The following is a 15910-nucleotide window of genomic DNA, read 5'->3' as shown; positions in this document are numbered from 1 at the left end:
CAAAAAATGTGAAGAAAATCTACTATAAAATCTGGCAAGTTTCAGTTAGACGAAATCACTTTAAGGCGGTAAATATTTTGGAGAAGGTACGGACTAAAATCCCCTAATAAATAAGTAATTTGATATTTGGATCGCTTCTTTTCATCATTCATTTTTTATTTCGCTTTTGAAAATTTAGTAATCTCAATATTTTATGATAAAATAAATCGATAATAATTTAGAACGAGGTATATAAATGAACATTGTTTTAGCAACATTAAATGCAAAATATATCCATACTAATTTGGGTATTCGATACATTAAAGCGTATGCTCAGCCTGAATATGATATAGAGCTTGCAGAATATACAATTAAAGACCCAAGTCTTAACATCATCACTGACTTATATAAACGTAAGCCAAAGATACTTGGTTTTAGCTGCTATATATGGAATATCGAACAAACAATTGAAGTCATCCGTATGTATAAAAAAATTGATCCTTCCGTTATTATTTTTGTTGGCGGACCAGAAGTAAGCTATGATTTGAATTATTGGTTAGATCGCGTAAAGGAAATTGACATCATTACGATTGGTGAAGGAGAAATTACGGTTAAGAAATTAATTAAAGCTATTGAAAATGGGAATGATTTCACTTCCATCAATGGCATTGGTTATCGAGATGAAGGAAAAAATATCATTAAACCACAAACCGAAAAATTAGATTTAACAACTATTCCTTCCCCATATCGATTTAAAGAAGATTTACCATTTCTAAGTAAAAGAATTCAATATATCGAAACAAGCCGAGGTTGCCCATTTAATTGCCAGTTTTGTTTATCTTCAATTGAGGTTGGGGTGCGATATTTTAATCGAGAGGTAATCAAAGATGATATCCGTTATCTTATGGCAAATGGAGCGAAGGTGTTTAAATTCGTAGACAGAACGTTTAATATAAGTCGTAGTTATGCAATGGATATGTTCCAATTTTTAATTGACGAACATGTAGAAGGAACGGTATTCCAGTTTGAAATTACTGGTGATATTATGCGACCAGAAGTCATCGAATTTTTAAATCAAAATGCTCCTAAAGGCTTATTCCGATTTGAAATAGGTGTTCAATCTACAAATGATGCTACAAACGAACTAGTTATGAGAAGACAAAACTTTGAAAAGCTTTGCAGAACTGTCACACTTGTACGAGATGGCGAAAAAATAGATCAACATTTAGATTTAATTGCTGGTTTACCTGAAGAGGATTACAATTCATTCCGTCAAACATTCAATGACGTTTTTGCATTAAGGCCGGAAGAGCTGCAACTAGGATTCTTAAAAATGCTAAGAGGCACTGGCGTACGATTAAGAGCGCATGAACATGATTATGTGTATATGGATTATGCTCCGTATGAAATATTAAGTAATAATGTATTACCCTTTGACGATATTGTAAAAATTAAGCAAGTTGAAGACGTACTTGAAAAATATTGGAATGACCATCGAACTAATAGTACGATTGAATATTTAATTAAAAATGAGTTTGAAAGTCCATTTGATTTCTTCCAATTATTTGGTTCATATTGGGAAGAAAGAGGTTGGTCAAGAATCGGACACCAGCTTGAAGATTTATTTAAGCGTCTAAATGAATTTTTAACTCACTATCAAATTAAAAACGAGACAATCGTTAAAGATATTATGAAAATTGATTATTATTTAAATCATAAATATAAACCGCGTAAACCTTGGTGGGACGAAGTAACAAGCCATGATTTTGCGAAGGATATTTATAAGCGAATTATCGAAAATCCTGAATTTTTAGGTTTGGATTTTATTTCACTTAATTTAAATGAAAAAGAAATTTATAAGCATACAATGATTGAGTCACTTTCATTTGATATCGAACATTTCTTATTAACTGGAGAATATAGAACTGGTAATTATGCGATGCTAGTTTATTTCTCTCCTAAAGCATTATCGCCTTCATTTTTTACAATTGAAGCATAAGTAAAAGAGGACAATATTCATTTTAGATATTGTCCTTTTTGTATTGATTTTACTATTTAGCAAATAATAATTTGTAAGTAGAGGTGATATATAATGAAGAGAGAAAATGAGAAAACTGAAATCGATTCACCGGTAATGAATGATACTTTACCCCATATTTCAAGTTTTCCTTCTTTTAAAGGTACAGACATTAAAATGGAAGAACCTTTTGTAAATTCAAAGGGTGTAGTAATTGGAGACAGTAAGTATAGCTCTCCTAACTCTCCATTAAATAATTGGTCTGAAGATGTTGATCCATCAGTTATGGCAGGTGACGAATGGGTTCATCCAACTAATGATATTGGTTGGGCAAGTGCAGAAAACACTGACCTATTAGAATCAAAAAAGAGAGAACAACCTGCAAAACAATTTATGCATCCACAGCATGAAACGACGGACTGATGAAGTGCAAGATTTAGGGGATAGGAAGAAAGTATCATTTCTTCTATCCCCTATTTTATCTTTAAAATAGTCCGATATTAATTTCGCCCTTTTTTTGAACTAGTAGCATATGTAATTGTGCTCTGTGATGAGTGAAGTGAACTAAAATCTCTAATAACCATTCAAATTTTGAATATTGAAGACCCCAATATGAAGTAGTTTTTTCAACTAAATCTTTTTCTTTTATATTAAAGTAGAATTCCTTTAAGTCTTGAAAATTATTTTGTAATAAACTTTTCATTTCAACTAGTGATTTACATTCAACCCCAGTATAGTAATTAACCATCATTTCTTGACTAACACCGCTCATAATTACCATATCAGCACCAATAAGTTCACATAGATGCTGGACTAACTCCCCGATCGATTTCTTGTCCTCAACAGGTCGGAAATTTAAATCTTCCTCATTAATTAAATCAATCATTTCTAAAACACTCTTTACACATAAACTCAATTGATGAATAACATTTTCAATATACATAAGTTGGGCGGGACAAGAATGGCGGAATAGTTCTAGATCAATCCCTCAATTAATTACCAACCTTCTCCCTTTTCCTCCTTTCCTGCTTAACCTCTACTTTTTTTATCCGTCATATAACCCTTTCCTACTGAATAGACTTGTACCATATAGGAGGGATATTAATGAGAACATTGGCTTGGCATGAAACCTTAGAATTACATGAAATTGTTGCTACAACTACTTATTACTTATATAAGCTTAAAACAAATATAAAAAATATAACAGATTCTGGATTAAAAGAATTATATAAAACTTCTATTACATTGTTTGAAAATAACTTACGGGAATTACTTAAATTTATGAGCAATATTACGATTGGGGAAAGGGATGCGGCAAGCGATAAATTAGCAAGTGAAATGAGTGCAGAAGATTTATTATCAGCAACAAAAGTATTAACAAAAATGTATGCGCATGCGCTTACAGAAACAGCTACTCCTGATTTAAATAATTTATTTATTAAGCATCTTGTAGCGGTGAACAATTTGCATACTCAAATTTTTAGCTATTTATCAAAGCAAGGTCAATATTCCGTATTTAATATTAATAAGTTAATCGAAAACGATGCTAAAAAAGCTATGGATGTCATAAATATGCAATATTAAAAAATGGACGTAATAGAACGTCCATTTTTTAATCTTTGTTGAAGTTTTTATTAGATAAGTCAGTGACCTTTTCAGCTGCTATGTTGTGATATCTTTTCGTATTTTCAACTAATTTTATCAAATTAAGATAAGTTTGCTTAGCCCCTAATACAAGTAATGGAACCCCAATAAAATCGATATGTAAAAATCTTGAAGTAAAACCACCTAAAGTCATAGCTAAAGGGACTGTTGGCGATGTACTTGATAAAATAATTTTATCTTCTTCATTTAATAAGATTTTTCCTAAACCTTCGATTGCTGTCGGCACATTCTTAGTATATCTTTTTGCTACTGTATACACTTGGTCCCCATTTTCATCTTCACCGTGATAAAATAGTTTTCCACCATCTTTAGGTTTTAGCTTATTAAATAAGTAGGTATTCTTTACTTCCTCCGTTGTCGGCTGGCGATCAAGTGGTAATTGCTTTAAATGATACGCAGCAGCCAAAGGTGAAGAATGTGTGCCTCCAAAACAGTAATAAATATAATATTTCATTTATCTCATCCTCAAATTTTTATATTAATACGTATGTAAATGTAATTGTTTTGAATCCCATTCTGCAAAGCATACTTGTTTAAGTGATAAATTTGACTCAGAAAGTTTTTTATGAACCCACTTTTCATCTTTTTTCAACGAGTTAAGGGCTCTTTTAATTATTTTCCCATCACTAATTACAACCACAGGTAAAAATTCTTTTTCCATTTGAATCTTTAAATCCTGTTTCGTAGGCGTGTCGAAATTTGATTTCTTCAAGACACTAATCGTACCGTCATTTTCTAAAATAGCATACGCAACTTCACTGACTGCAAAAGTATCCTTTGCTCTTAGCAATTGCATCAATTGGTCAGTGTCCAAACGATTTCTCTTCAATTCTTTCCATTGAATTGCTCCGTGTTTAATTACAACTGAAGCATCACCTTCTAAGAACTTTCTTGCCCACATTGACTTTTGTGTCAAGACCTCAGTAACAAATATTAATGCACCCCAAACAAAAATACTAAAAAGAATTTTTGGTAGATTTGCTTCTTTATCATATATTCCATCCCCAAGTATATTTCCTAACACTAGTGACGAAATCAAGTCAAATGGCGTTATTTGTGTAATTTGTGTTTTCCCATTAATTTTAACGACAATAAAAAGAGCTATATAACCTAAAAACAACTCTGTAAACATTTCATGATAACTCATGTAATACACTCCTATATTTTTATTACCTATTAAATTTTCTTACTACTTTACTCTTTTTATACATAAAATTGGTAATTGATCAACATTCTAATTAAAATTTAATGATCCATATAAATAGATGCGTCTGGATGAGAGCCGACAGTAACTAGATCTTTTAATATTTTAGCTAATATATAACTATAAACCGTTCCATTGCCACCATAGGCCATTAAAAAAAGGCAATTAGGATATTCATCGTATTGTCTAATCATTGGTAAGCCGGAATGTGTGCCTCCAAATGTACCAGTCCAATAATATTCTGCTTTAGCTTCTTTATAATGAGGAAACAACTCTATTAAATTTTTTATAAGCTGTTCTTTTTTATGGAATAACATAGATTCACGTTTTTCTGGTATTATTGTAGGTTCGTCAAGTCCTCCGACAATTATTCTTCCTTCAACTGTAGTCCGGAGAAATAAATATGGCCTTGCCGTCTCCCAAATTAAACAATTTTCATACCATGCATTGTTTTTCTCAACTAGAGGTTGTGTTGCAATCGCAAATGTTGAAGTTAAGATTGCATTTTTCTCACTTTTTACCTCCATCGATTCATAGCCTCCAGCAAATATAACTTTTTTTGCGCGAACCGTATGTTTCTTCTTAGTAAAAAGTTGTACCCCTTCATCTGTACCGATGATCTGAGTTACCTCTGTATCCGAATACACCTTCAATCCTCGTTTCATAGCATATAAAAGTAAGCCGTGTGCGAATTTATATGGATTAGCTTCTGCGTCATCCCCTGTGAATAGTGCAACTTCCTTTGTAAAATTAAACTTTTCTTCAATTTGCGATTTTGTATATCGTTCAACATTAAAACCATTTTCTTTTAATGTTTTATATTCCAAATCAATCATTTCTTTACCATCTAAATTACTAGCATAATATAAACTTTTTCTTTTTATAAAATCAGGATTAATATCAATTGTTTTTGACATTTCTTCAAGACCTTTAATTGCCTCTACACATAATTGATAATGACGGACAGCTTTTTCTTTTCCATATGAATTAATCAACGACTTTAAAGTTTTGTCATTTGAATATTGTAAGAGCCCCGTATTTGCACTAGTACTTCCCTGTACTACTTTTTTTCGTTTATCTAGTAAAACGACTTTAGCTCCTGTTTGACTTAAGAAATATGCACATAAACTCCCTGATTCACCACCTCCAACTATTACAAAATCACAATCTAGATCTTTATCGAGTGGCTTTATATTTTCAAGTTCAGGATGTGAATCAGTGTAAGTCGTTGGCCAATACAAGACCCCGCTAATACTTTTCACGTCTTCAATTCTCCTTTCTTTTAGATCATATTTAAGGTAGTTTTTGTCAGTTGAATAAAAAAAATCCCACTTTTTTAAAAGTGAGATTTTTTAACATAATATAATATGAATGGTTTTCTAGAAATTTACTGAAATTATGATCTTTCAGCTAACCATTTACCAATTGTCGGATATGTCGTTTTTAATGAAACAGGTCCATACATGATTGATACATGGCCCGATGGAATCGAAACATACTGCTTATCTACGCTAGAAATATGCTCATTTAAAGCTTCAACCTGGCAAGGCATCGCAATATGGTCTTTCGTAGCAGATATATTTAAAACATTAGCTTTAATGTTAGATACATCTACCTTTCTTCCTCTAATTTCTAAGTCACCGCTTAATAACTTATTTTGTTGGTAAAACTCTCTAATCCATTGGCGATATGCTTCACCTGGGAATGGAATACCATCTGTAACCCATTTTTGCATTAACTGCCATGATTTAATAAATTTTGTATTATCAGAGCGATCCAATAATGTTACATAAGGCCCAACAAAATTCGTAACTGGTTTTAACATTTTGTTACCAAAATCGATCATTTCAGGAGGTATATTCCCTAATGTATCAACAGCTTTATCAAGTGCAAAGTATTTCTCATTTAAAAATGCACCATATAATCCTGTATCTGAAAAATCGAATGGACTAGTTACAAAAATTAAGTTTTTAATTGGTGCATTTTCATAAAGTGATGCGTAAATACTTGTTAAAGTACCACCCATACAATATCCTAACATCGATAATTCTTTTGCACCTGAAAAACGAAGTACCTTATTTACCGCTTTTGCAATATAGTCGTGAATAATATCGTCAAATTTCAAATGACGATCTTCATGTGCAAAAGTTCCCCAATCTAATAAATAAACATCAAATCCTTCATTAACAAGATACTCAACAAAAGAGTTCCCCTTTGTTAAATCAAGAATATACGGTTTATTAATTAGAGCGTAGATAAGAAGGATTGGAGTCTTTTTTACCTTTTTTGTAGTTGGAATATAATGATATAATTTACTTTTATTTTTCGTCCAAATCACTTCTTTAGGAGATTGACCTACTAAAGGTTCTCCCTCTTTTATAAGAATATCTGCAGTTTTCTTCAATCTTTTGTATGATTCTTTTAATCCGCTCGGAAGCGATTTCGTAGCTTCTTCTAACAATTGAGAATTAAACACATATTTCCCCCCTTTTGATCTTAAAAAAGGTAATCTATAAGTTAGACTTAAACGTAAAGTCCGCCATTTACATTAATCTGTTGACCAGTAATGTACTCTCCACCTTCACATAAGTAAATAACAGCTTTTGCAATCTCTTCTACAGTACCAAATCTTCTCTTTGGTATTCTTGATTTAATTTGCTCTTTTACATTTTCTGGAATTTCGTTCACCATGTCAGTTTCAATAAATCCTGGACATACAGAATTTACTGTAACGTTTGTTTTAGCTAATTCAAGTGCTAATGATTTAGTAAATCCAATCATACCAGCTTTTGCAGCAGAATAGTTTGTTTGGCCGAATCCGCCTGCCTGACCAATAACTGATGAAATATTAACGATACGTGCGTTATCAGATTCAAGTAAGTATGGTAAAGCAGAATTACAAGTGTTATAAACACTGCTTAAATTTACATCAATAACCTCATGCCAATCTTCTGCACTTAGTTTTTTGAAACTACGGTCTCTAGTAATACCAGCATTATTAACAATAATGTCTAAACGGCCAAAATGCTCAACCGTACGATCAATTAATGCTTTCGCTTGATCTAATTCAGCAACATTAGCTTGCACTGCTAACGCTTCATAACCATTTTCAAAAAGTTCATCTACCACTGCTTTTGCGTGTGCTTCACTGTTATTATAATTGATTACAACTTTTGCGCCTTTTTCTGCTAAAGCAAATGCTATACCTTTTCCTATCCCTTTTGCTCCACCTGTTACGATCGCTACACGATTTACTAAATCCATTATCATTTCTCCTTTTTTAACTAATTATTGTTTTGTTGGTTGTTTAGTCGTTAATTGTTGTAAAAGTTGTTCAATGTTAGCCATTGAAGATTTTAGTTGTTCAATACTTTCCATTGAAGACTTTAATTCACTAACTTGTTGATGAATTGATTTAGTTTCAGCTTTCAATTTTGTAAGATCTCGTTTAACTGTCACAATGTCTAACTCTTTTTTCAATGCTGCTACATCTAACTCGGGTTGGGAATCTAAATATAATTGATCTTCTAATGTATCTACTTTCGATTCTAAATTAATCACTAAGCTAGCTACATTTGCGATATCTTCTTTAGAAGCAATATTTGAAGCCTCTAAGAAGGTTTTTGATTGATCATTCAACATCTTTTTACAGAATAGATTAAAATCTATTACAGAACCCATCCACTCGGAAAATTCTTCTTTCTGAACATATTCGTTCATCATTTTTCCAAAGTATTTTTCATTTACATCATACATTTGCTTCCACATTTTCAATGGATCTGAATAATTTTGCTCTGACATGTTAATCCCCCTCACTACTTTTAAGTATAGAAAACAAGCTAACGACAAAACAATCCAATGTTTTCGCGATATTTCTACATCTTCTGTCGAAATTTGTTTTTTAATATTCATTATATTTAAAATACATTGACAATAAATTTAACTAAGTGTAAATTACACCTAAGGGATGATGATTCCATTACTACGATATAGGGGGGAACATAACTTTATGACAACAAATGAAAAGGAAACAAGTAAAAAAAATAAACACGAAACCTCTGAATCGATTACATTGCCTAAAAACTTCTTAGTTCCCTTTCTACTTCTTAGCCTTAAGCAATGGAATATGCATGGCTATAAATTAATGCAAGTATTATTTGATTTAGGTTTTACTACGCTTGATTCAAGTAATGTTTATCGAATTCTAAGACAACTTGAAAAAGAAAGTTATATTAAATCTAGTTGGGAATATGGAATGGAAGGTCCGGCAAAGCGAATTTACTCAATTACAGATGCCGGAGAGGAATATCTAAAAACTTGTCATAATTCATTTACTCAATATAATCAGATGCTCCAAACATTTTTTTCGATTTACACAAATTCATTCTTTCCTTTTAGCAACTCTGATCAAAGTTTTAAAGATGATTGAAATTGCAGCAATGCATTCAATAATAAATTTTTTTGGAGGAAACACTAATGACTGAAAAAACAATCGAATTACAAACTGAACTTGCAGCTGAGAATTTTCAAAAAATGCTTCAATATTTGTTAGACAATCAATTACAAATTCAACAATGGACAGAGTCTTTATTTCAAGAACAAGCAAAACAATGGAAAACGTTAAACGAGCAAGTTCAAGTACAACAACAAGAGTCTTACGAGCAGTTCCAAGAAATGATTAAGTTATTAAACGAAATTAAGCCTACAATTAATCAAGAAACTTATGAAAAGACTTGGAAAAAATTAGTTGATCAGTTTGCTCCATTTCAATCTTTATGGACAAATATGAATCAAAACCCATATCAACCATTTTTCCAAGCTATGAGTACATTTTCAAATCAACAACAACAATTTTTTCAACAATTATTTAAACAACCATTAAATAGCACACCTTACACTGCTTGGACGAACATGTACCAACAGTTCCAAAAAACACAAGAAGATTGGTTTAAAAACTTACAAGAATTCTCATTCACTAAACTATAATCAATATAGTTAAACAATTTTCTTGATTAGCTAGACATTTCATCAAGGAGAGGATGAAACAAAATGAATGTTTTCGAAAGTGCAAGACATGTACAGGAAGTTCATTTTGACTCCATTTCAGTTGGTGACGAAGCTACTCTTGAAGTTAAAATTACTGCAGAGTTAATTGAACAATTTGCTGCAATTTCAACAGATGTAAATCCAATTCACTTATTAGATGATTTTGCAAAAGAAAGCATCTTTAAGGAAAGAATTGCACATGGCATGTTGATTTGCAGCTTTATTTCCTCAGTACTAGGTACAAAATTACCCGGCAAAAACACCATCTACCTATCTCAAGAAGTATTTTTCAAAGCACCAGTAAAAATTAATGACACAATTAAAGTAATCGTCAATGTTGTACGAAAAAGAGATGATAAAAAATTATTAACGCTTCAAACGAATGTATATAATCAAGAAAATGTACTCGTTGTTGAGGGATCAGCGTTGGTTAAAAAGTTAACATAACCCTAATATGACTGTATTTACCAAGCATGAGAAAACCCTAAATGTAAAAAATAGAATTGTAAGCTATTACTTACAGAAAGGGAGATCATCATGACAAGAACAAATAAACTATTAGTTCCAGGTGTAGAACAAGCACTTGATCAATTTAAATATGAAATCGCTAACGAATTCGGTGTAACTTTAGGATCCGATACAACTGCACGTTCAAACGGATCAGTTGGTGGCGAAATCACTAAACGTTTAATTGCTCAAGCGCAAAGTCATTTAAAGGGTCAATAATTAAAGAAAAACAAACTATATAAAATGGCTTAATATAGGGGGAGATTTGATTCTTCCCTTTTTATTTTTAATTTTTTTGGAAGAAAATAGCAATTTTTATCTTAACTAGTTGTATAGACAAGTTAAAGCTTTTAAGTTATTATTGAAAGCGTAATCATTATAAAAATTTTCGGAGGGAAAATAATATGCTTAGTTTCTTACAACGTATTGGTAAAGCATTAATGTTACCAATCGCTGTCCTTCCTGCTGCAGGACTTTTACTGCGCTTTGGACAACCCGATCTACTAGACATACCGTTTATGGCGGCTGCTGGTAATGCAATTTTCTCTAATCTTCCATTAATCTTTGCAATCGGTGTTGCAATCGGTATTTCAAAGGATGGAAATGGAGCCGCCGGTCTTGCAGGTGCAATCGGTTACTTTGTATTAACTGCAGGAACAACAACGATAAATAAAGATATTAATATGGCTGCCCTTGGTGGTATTATTACAGGGGTTGTAGCTGGTCTTCTTTACAACCGTTTCAGTGGTATTAAATTACCTGAATGGTTAGGATTCTTTAGTGGACGACGATTCGTTCCAATTATAACGTCAGCTACTATGCTTGTATTAGCAGGAATATTTGGTTATGTATGGCCAGCTATTCAAGATGCAATTAACTCTGTTGGTAACTGGATCATTGATATCGGTCCAATCGGAGCTGCAGTATTCGGTTTCTTAAACCGTATTTTAATCCCACTTGGATTACATCACGTATTAAATACAATTTTCTGGTTCAACTTAGGTGACTTTACTGATGCTGCTGGTAAATTAGTTCACGGTGACTTAAACAGATTCTTCGCTGGTGACAAATCTGCTGGTGCATTCATGACTGGTTTCTTCCCTATTATGATGTTTGGTCTTCCAGCTGCTGCATTTGCAATGATCGCTGCTGCAAAACCAGAAAGACGTAAAACTGTTGCAGGTATGTTTATTGGTCTTGCATTAACATCTTTCTTAACAGGTATTACTGAACCAATCGAATTTGCATTCATGTTCATTGCTCCAGTCCTATATACGTTCCATGCAATCTTAACTGGATTATCAATGGGGCTAGTAAATGCTTTAGGAATTAAAGATGGCTTTACATTCTCAGCTGGTTTCATGGACTACATTCTGAACTACAATATTGCAACTAAACCTATTCTGTTACTCCTAATCGGTTTAATCTTTGGTGTAATTTACTTTGTAGTGTTCTACTTCGCAATTAAGAAATTTAACATTAAAACACCAGGTCGTGAAGACGAAGAAGTTGAAACTGATGAAGTAACAACTGAAATTGGTGATTCTTTATACCTACAAGCTCTAGGTGGAAAAGAAAACTTAACAAATATTGATAACTGTACAACTCGTTTACGCTTACAAGTAAAAGATGCTTCTAAAGTAAATGAAGCTCTTCTTAAAAAAGCAGGTGCTCGTGGAGTTATTAAATTAGACGATAAAAACGTACAAGTAGTTGTAGGTACAAACGTAGAGTTTGTTGCTGAAGACTTGAAAAAACAAGTTAAATAATTGATTTTAAAAGCTTGTCCACATGGGCAAGCTTTTTTTTGCTTATTTTGTTGATTAAGGGATTTATGAGCTGGTGAATAAGGATTATATACTAGATACTTCCTCATAAGCGGTTCATGAGGTACTAAATAAGCTAAAACTTGAATCATACATCCTCATAAAAGGTTCATGAGGAACTAGATAGGCTAAAACTTGAGTTTTACCTACCTTAAATAGTGAAAAAAGATCAAAATACCTTTATTATATTGAAGCGAACCTTACATTAAATGCATATTTCCTTAATAAAATAAACAAAGGGATTTAATTTACATAAAGTAGGTGGCTAAAATGGAAAGAACGTACTTTATTACTGGATTTCCTGGATTTATTTCGAAACATTTACTCCTCAAAATTCTTGATAATGAAATGTCTTTTCAAAAAATTTATTTACTCGTTCTTCCTAATACTGAAAAACAATGCCGAGACTTCTTATTTAAATTAGATCAAAAGTATCCAGATTACGCTCTTTTAAAAATAGAACTATTAAGTGGTGATATCACAAAGAAAAACTTTGGGCTCAGCCTAAAAAACCTTAATGTACTTTTTAATGATCTAACGGACTTATTCCATTTGGCTGCAATTTACGACCTTGCAGTCCCTAAAAAGATTGCATATGAAGTAAATGTGAAAGGAACAATAAACGTAAATGAATTTGCTCTTAAACTGAAATCTTTGAAGCGATACACCTATTTTAGTACTAGCTATGTCTCGGGAACTCGTGAAGGAAAAATTTATGAACATGAGTTAGAAATGGGACAAACATTTAAAAACTTTTATGAAGAAACGAAGTATTATGCTGAAATAGAAGTTGAGAAACTAAAAACACAACTTCCAATCACCATAATAAGACCAGGAATTGTAATTGGTCACTCAGAAACTGGTGAGACAAGTAAATTTGATGGACCATATTTCATTTTAAATTTCTTCACAAAACTTCGCTATTTACCTATACCTCAAATAGGTAAAGACAATGCTTATTGCAATTTCATTCCCATTGATTATTTAATTAATGCTGTTTACTATTTGAGTCATGCAGAAATCGGAGTAAACAAAACTTATCAAATTACAGATCCCTCTCCCTACCTTGTACAAGATATTTATAGAGATTTTCTTTCCTATTATTTAAACAAAACTACCGTGGGCAATATTCCAATTAAATTTATTAGTCCTCTCCTATCAATTCCATTTATTAGACGATTACTTAAAGTTGAAAAAGAAGTTTTATCTTATTTTAATTGTAAATCCGAGTATGATTGTATGAATACCTTAACTGATCTACAAAATACAAGTATTAAATGTCCGGACTTTAAAGATATACTTCCTGTTATTACAAATTATTATAAAGTGCATAAGACAGTGTAGAGAAGCATGTATTATTTAAGTAAACTGGGTTATGTAATTTCGCTTCTATATATATGAAGGAAAGTTTAAAGGACACTAATTTAATTAGTGTCCTTTTATTCATAAATAGTTCTATGTAATTTTAGCGTTCTGTATCATTTCTTCTATTATTAATGATTTTTTTCAAATTCCATTTTAAAAACAAAAAGTATGTGCAATAGACCTCTTTATATAGTCTAACCCATTTTCTTTCCTAAATCGTAGCTTATAATCTAGGTATATTTGTGAAATTGCTGATGTTTACATTCTTTTAATCATTCCTCAAAGGTTCTTGCCAATTTAAAATCGTATGGAACTGGCCTAGTATCATCAATAAATAATTTCAAATTATTCACCCTCAATACGTTCATTACAGAATGATTACAATCGTAACTGGATAACAACAAAACTGGATTTTTCTTCCTGTATTATAACGTGAAAATATGAGGTTTTCTTAACTTCAAACTTTTTTAATGGAAATTTTAAGCAAAAATTTATGATACTCATTTAATATTATTCTAGTAAAATAGTTGTCATAACAATGATTTAATTTGTTTCTGTACTAAAACAGTACTACCAAAAAAATCCTCAAATTTTGCTCCCCATTATTTCCCATAATTATGTCATGCGTTTTCATGCTAAAGTATTACTTGTACAGCGAGACAATAACCAAACAAATGGAGGAATAAGACATGAAAAAAGTAATCTCATTATCAACATTGGCTGCTACTCTACTAGTGGGTGCTCCTGTAACTGCAGTACACGCGGATACAATTAATAAGGATACAAAAGCATATACTCAAAAAGTTGATTTAAATAATGTATTATTTAGCTACTTTAATCTACCAAGCTTAAACACTACTAACGGTAAAATAGATTTATCTAAATTTGGTATTGATATGACGAAGCTTCAAGATTCAATTAAACAACAATTAGAAGCTCAACTAAAACAAGGTAATAGTTCAAATACAACTACAAAACCAACAGTACCAACGACGCCGGCTAAACCATCAACACCAACAAAACCGACGGTACCAACTACACCATCTAAACCAACAACACCGTCAACTTCAACACCATCAACACCATCAAAACCAGCAACATCAACACCATCAGATACAACATCAAATTCAGCATCATTATCAGCTTATGAATCAAAAGTAGTTGATTTAACAAATGCTGAACGTACAAAAGCTGGTTTAAAACCGTTTACTGTTAATGCAACATTATCTAAAACAGCACGTTTAAAATCACAAGATATGACTGACAAAAATTACTTTGATCACACTTCACCGACTTATGGATCACCATTTGATATGATGAAACAATTCGGAATCACTTATAGCTATGCAGCAGAAAACATTGCTAAAGGTCAAAAAACACCTGAAGAAGTAGTTACTGCTTGGATGAACAGTGCTGGTCACCGTGCTAATATCTTAAATCCTAACTTAACTCAAATTGGTGTTGGTTATGATTCAAGATCAAATGCTTGGACTCAACAATTTATCGGTAAATAATAAATAACATTGTATAAAGCTGTATTAAAAGTAGTCCGTTTTTGCGGACTACTTTTTTATTATATGAAAATAACATTGATTTATTCAAACATTAGGTACTAACCTTTTTCGCAAACTTTCCATCAAAGAAGAGTCAATTTCTTCGATTGCAGAGTTATTTTTTCGAACCCCAGAACCGAAATGTATTTCTTCTACATTCGTAAATTCAATGAAGTCTAATACATTTTCAATAGATAATCCGCTTCCTGCTAAAATTTTTAGATTCGATTTATTTGTCAGTTCGATCATATTTTTTATTGTTTCTTTCCCATCAATTGCACTAGCAACACCGCCTGATGTTAATACATGCGTAATCTCAGGGTATTGTTTTAATGTATCGATAGCTGATAACAGATCATTTGATTCATCTATTGCTCTATGAAATGTAAAGTTCATTTCTTTTACTCGAGCTGTTACTTTTTTTAAAAGATCTTCATCGATTGTATTCTCTTTAGTCAAGGCTCCAAAAACGATACCAGCTACCCCGAGCTCTTTACATACATCAATATCGCTTAAGATTACTTCTTGATCATACTGATCATATAAAAATGAACGACTATGTGGTCGAATCATGACATGCACTGGAATAGAGACACTTTGAACAACCTGTTTAATTGTCGCGTAACTTGGTGTCAATCCTCCCTCTTTTATTCCAGTAACTAATTCAATGCGATTTGCCCCAAACCTTTCTGCATCTAATGCATCTTTTACGTTTGTGGCAATGACTTCTAATAACATTTCATTCATC

General features: G+C 32.0%; 18 protein-coding genes. 10 read left to right on the top strand and 8 right to left on the bottom strand.

The genetic code is table 11. The annotated features are described in order from the left end of the window. The first annotated feature begins 235 nt into the window (after positions 1–235). Both V5E38_RS04170 and V5E38_RS04165 read left to right on the top strand, forming a co-directional pair. Complete coding sequence (locus V5E38_RS04170) at positions 236–1978, top strand: B12-binding domain-containing radical SAM protein (protein ID WP_499212334.1); 1743 nt, start codon at positions 236–238, stop codon at positions 1976–1978. 93 nt (positions 1979–2071) lie between these two features. Beyond that, positions 2072–2419, top strand: coding sequence for a DUF3905 domain-containing protein (locus tag V5E38_RS04165; RefSeq protein WP_499212333.1), 348 nt, complete (start codon positions 2072–2074; stop codon positions 2417–2419). Positions 2420–2480: 61 nt separating this feature from the next. On the opposite strand, the gene V5E38_RS04160 is transcribed toward V5E38_RS04165, so the two are convergent. Further along, positions 2481–2939 (bottom strand): DinB family protein, encoded by a 459-nt coding sequence (locus V5E38_RS04160; RefSeq protein ID WP_499212332.1) that lies wholly within the window; start codon positions 2937–2939, stop codon positions 2481–2483. Positions 2940–3100: 161 nt separating this feature from the next. Between V5E38_RS04160 and V5E38_RS04155 the strand changes: the two genes are divergently transcribed. After that, entirely contained in the window at positions 3101–3580 is a 480-nt protein-coding gene (locus V5E38_RS04155; protein ID WP_499212331.1) for a spore coat protein, read from the top strand. 28 nt (positions 3581–3608) lie between these two features. Here the strand turns inward: V5E38_RS04155 and V5E38_RS04150 are convergent, their stop codons facing one another. The 6 genes from V5E38_RS04150 to V5E38_RS04125 form a co-directional block, all read right to left on the bottom strand. Next, entirely contained in the window at positions 3609–4115 is a 507-nt protein-coding gene (locus V5E38_RS04150; protein WP_097975785.1) for a DUF3189 family protein, read from the bottom strand. 24 nt (positions 4116–4139) lie between these two features. Then, on the bottom strand, positions 4140–4808 hold the full coding sequence (locus tag V5E38_RS04145; RefSeq protein WP_097975786.1) for a DUF421 domain-containing protein: 669 nt from the start codon (positions 4806–4808) through the stop codon (positions 4140–4142). Positions 4809–4906: 98 nt separating this feature from the next. Then, positions 4907–6127 carry an NAD(P)/FAD-dependent oxidoreductase gene (locus V5E38_RS04140; protein WP_499212330.1) on the bottom strand — a complete coding sequence of 407 codons (1221 nt, stop codon included), beginning with the start codon at positions 6125–6127 and terminating at the stop codon, positions 4907–4909. Positions 6128–6261: 134 nt separating this feature from the next. Further along, complete coding sequence (gene phaC / locus V5E38_RS04135; protein WP_097975790.1) at positions 6262–7341, bottom strand: class III poly(R)-hydroxyalkanoic acid synthase subunit PhaC; 1080 nt, start codon at positions 7339–7341, stop codon at positions 6262–6264. Between the two features lie 47 nt (positions 7342–7388). After that, positions 7389–8132: a 3-oxoacyl-ACP reductase gene (locus V5E38_RS04130; RefSeq protein WP_390313030.1), complete on the bottom strand. Its 744-nt coding sequence runs from the start codon at positions 8130–8132 to the stop codon at positions 7389–7391. Positions 8133–8153: 21 nt separating this feature from the next. Further along, complete coding sequence (locus V5E38_RS04125; protein ID WP_097975792.1) at positions 8154–8666, bottom strand: polyhydroxyalkanoic acid synthase subunit PhaR; 513 nt, start codon at positions 8664–8666, stop codon at positions 8154–8156. A 208-nt stretch (positions 8667–8874) separates the two neighbouring features. Here V5E38_RS04125 and phaQ point away from each other — a divergent pair, with 208 nt between their 5' ends. The 7 genes from phaQ (at position 8875) to V5E38_RS04090 (ending at position 15123) form a co-directional block, all read left to right on the top strand. Further along, positions 8875–9294, top strand: coding sequence for a poly-beta-hydroxybutyrate-responsive repressor (phaQ, locus tag V5E38_RS04120; RefSeq protein WP_097975794.1), 420 nt, complete (start codon positions 8875–8877; stop codon positions 9292–9294). A gap of 47 nt (positions 9295–9341) precedes the next feature. Beyond that, positions 9342–9851, top strand: a complete 510-nt coding sequence (locus V5E38_RS04115) for a hypothetical protein (protein ID WP_499212329.1) — start codon at positions 9342–9344, stop codon at positions 9849–9851. A gap of 63 nt (positions 9852–9914) precedes the next feature. Continuing rightward, complete coding sequence (locus V5E38_RS04110) at positions 9915–10358, top strand: MaoC family dehydratase (RefSeq protein WP_499212328.1); 444 nt, start codon at positions 9915–9917, stop codon at positions 10356–10358. A gap of 90 nt (positions 10359–10448) precedes the next feature. After that, positions 10449–10637 (top strand): alpha/beta-type small acid-soluble spore protein, encoded by a 189-nt coding sequence (locus tag V5E38_RS04105; RefSeq protein ID WP_056474082.1) that lies wholly within the window; start codon positions 10449–10451, stop codon positions 10635–10637. Positions 10638–10822: 185 nt separating this feature from the next. After that, positions 10823–12187 (top strand): N-acetylglucosamine-specific PTS transporter subunit IIBC, encoded by a 1365-nt coding sequence (gene nagE / locus V5E38_RS04100; protein ID WP_097975799.1) that lies wholly within the window; start codon positions 10823–10825, stop codon positions 12185–12187. A 327-nt stretch (positions 12188–12514) separates the two neighbouring features. After that, a complete protein-coding gene (locus V5E38_RS04095) occupies positions 12515–13588 on the top strand; it encodes an SDR family oxidoreductase (RefSeq protein WP_499212327.1) in 1074 nt (357 codons plus the stop codon). Between the two features lie 710 nt (positions 13589–14298). Next, positions 14299–15123, top strand: coding sequence for a CAP domain-containing protein (locus tag V5E38_RS04090; protein WP_499212326.1), 825 nt, complete (start codon positions 14299–14301; stop codon positions 15121–15123). Positions 15124–15207: 84 nt separating this feature from the next. On the opposite strand, the gene V5E38_RS04085 is transcribed toward V5E38_RS04090, so the two are convergent. Beyond that, the gene (locus V5E38_RS04085; RefSeq protein ID WP_499212325.1) at positions 15208–15900 is read right to left on the bottom strand and encodes a copper homeostasis protein CutC; all 693 of its coding nucleotides are present in this window, start codon (positions 15898–15900) and stop codon (positions 15208–15210) included. Between the last annotated feature and the right edge of the window lie 10 nt (positions 15901–15910).

Source organism: Rossellomorea sp. GAMAL-10_SWC, from assembly GCF_049568075.1.
In the GTDB taxonomy this organism is placed as follows: Bacteria; Bacillota; Bacilli; order Bacillales; family Bacillaceae_G; genus Gottfriedia.
Note: the sequence above shows the minus strand (reverse complement) of the source record. Positions and strands in the feature narration are given on the sequence as shown.

Bases quoted from the DNA above. Each gene is read 5' to 3' on its own strand.
- V5E38_RS04170 (WP_499212334.1), top strand. From the start codon at position 236: ATGAACATTGTTTTAGCAACATTAAATGCAAAATATATCCATACTAAT.
- V5E38_RS04165 (WP_499212333.1), top strand. From the start codon at position 2,072: ATGAAGAGAGAAAATGAGAAAACTGAAATCGATTCACCGGTAATGAAT.
- V5E38_RS04160 (WP_499212332.1), bottom strand. From the start codon at position 2,939: ATGTATATTGAAAATGTTATTCATCAATTGAGTTTATGTGTAAAGAGT.
- V5E38_RS04155 (WP_499212331.1), top strand. From the start codon at position 3,101: ATGAGAACATTGGCTTGGCATGAAACCTTAGAATTACATGAAATTGTT.
- V5E38_RS04150 (WP_097975785.1), bottom strand. From the start codon at position 4,115: ATGAAATATTATATTTATTACTGTTTTGGAGGCACACATTCTTCACCT.
- V5E38_RS04145 (WP_097975786.1), bottom strand. From the start codon at position 4,808: ATGAGTTATCATGAAATGTTTACAGAGTTGTTTTTAGGTTATATAGCT.
- V5E38_RS04125 (WP_097975792.1), bottom strand. From the start codon at position 8,666: ATGTCAGAGCAAAATTATTCAGATCCATTGAAAATGTGGAAGCAAATG.
- phaQ (WP_097975794.1), top strand. From the start codon at position 8,875: ATGACAACAAATGAAAAGGAAACAAGTAAAAAAAATAAACACGAAACC.
- V5E38_RS04115 (WP_499212329.1), top strand. From the start codon at position 9,342: ATGACTGAAAAAACAATCGAATTACAAACTGAACTTGCAGCTGAGAAT.
- V5E38_RS04110 (WP_499212328.1), top strand. From the start codon at position 9,915: ATGAATGTTTTCGAAAGTGCAAGACATGTACAGGAAGTTCATTTTGAC.
- V5E38_RS04105 (WP_056474082.1), top strand. From the start codon at position 10,449: ATGACAAGAACAAATAAACTATTAGTTCCAGGTGTAGAACAAGCACTT.
- nagE (WP_097975799.1), top strand. From the start codon at position 10,823: ATGCTTAGTTTCTTACAACGTATTGGTAAAGCATTAATGTTACCAATC.
- V5E38_RS04095 (WP_499212327.1), top strand. From the start codon at position 12,515: ATGGAAAGAACGTACTTTATTACTGGATTTCCTGGATTTATTTCGAAA.
- V5E38_RS04090 (WP_499212326.1), top strand. From the start codon at position 14,299: ATGAAAAAAGTAATCTCATTATCAACATTGGCTGCTACTCTACTAGTG.
- V5E38_RS04085 (WP_499212325.1), bottom strand. From the start codon at position 15,900: ATGTTATTAGAAGTCATTGCCACAAACGTAAAAGATGCATTAGATGCA.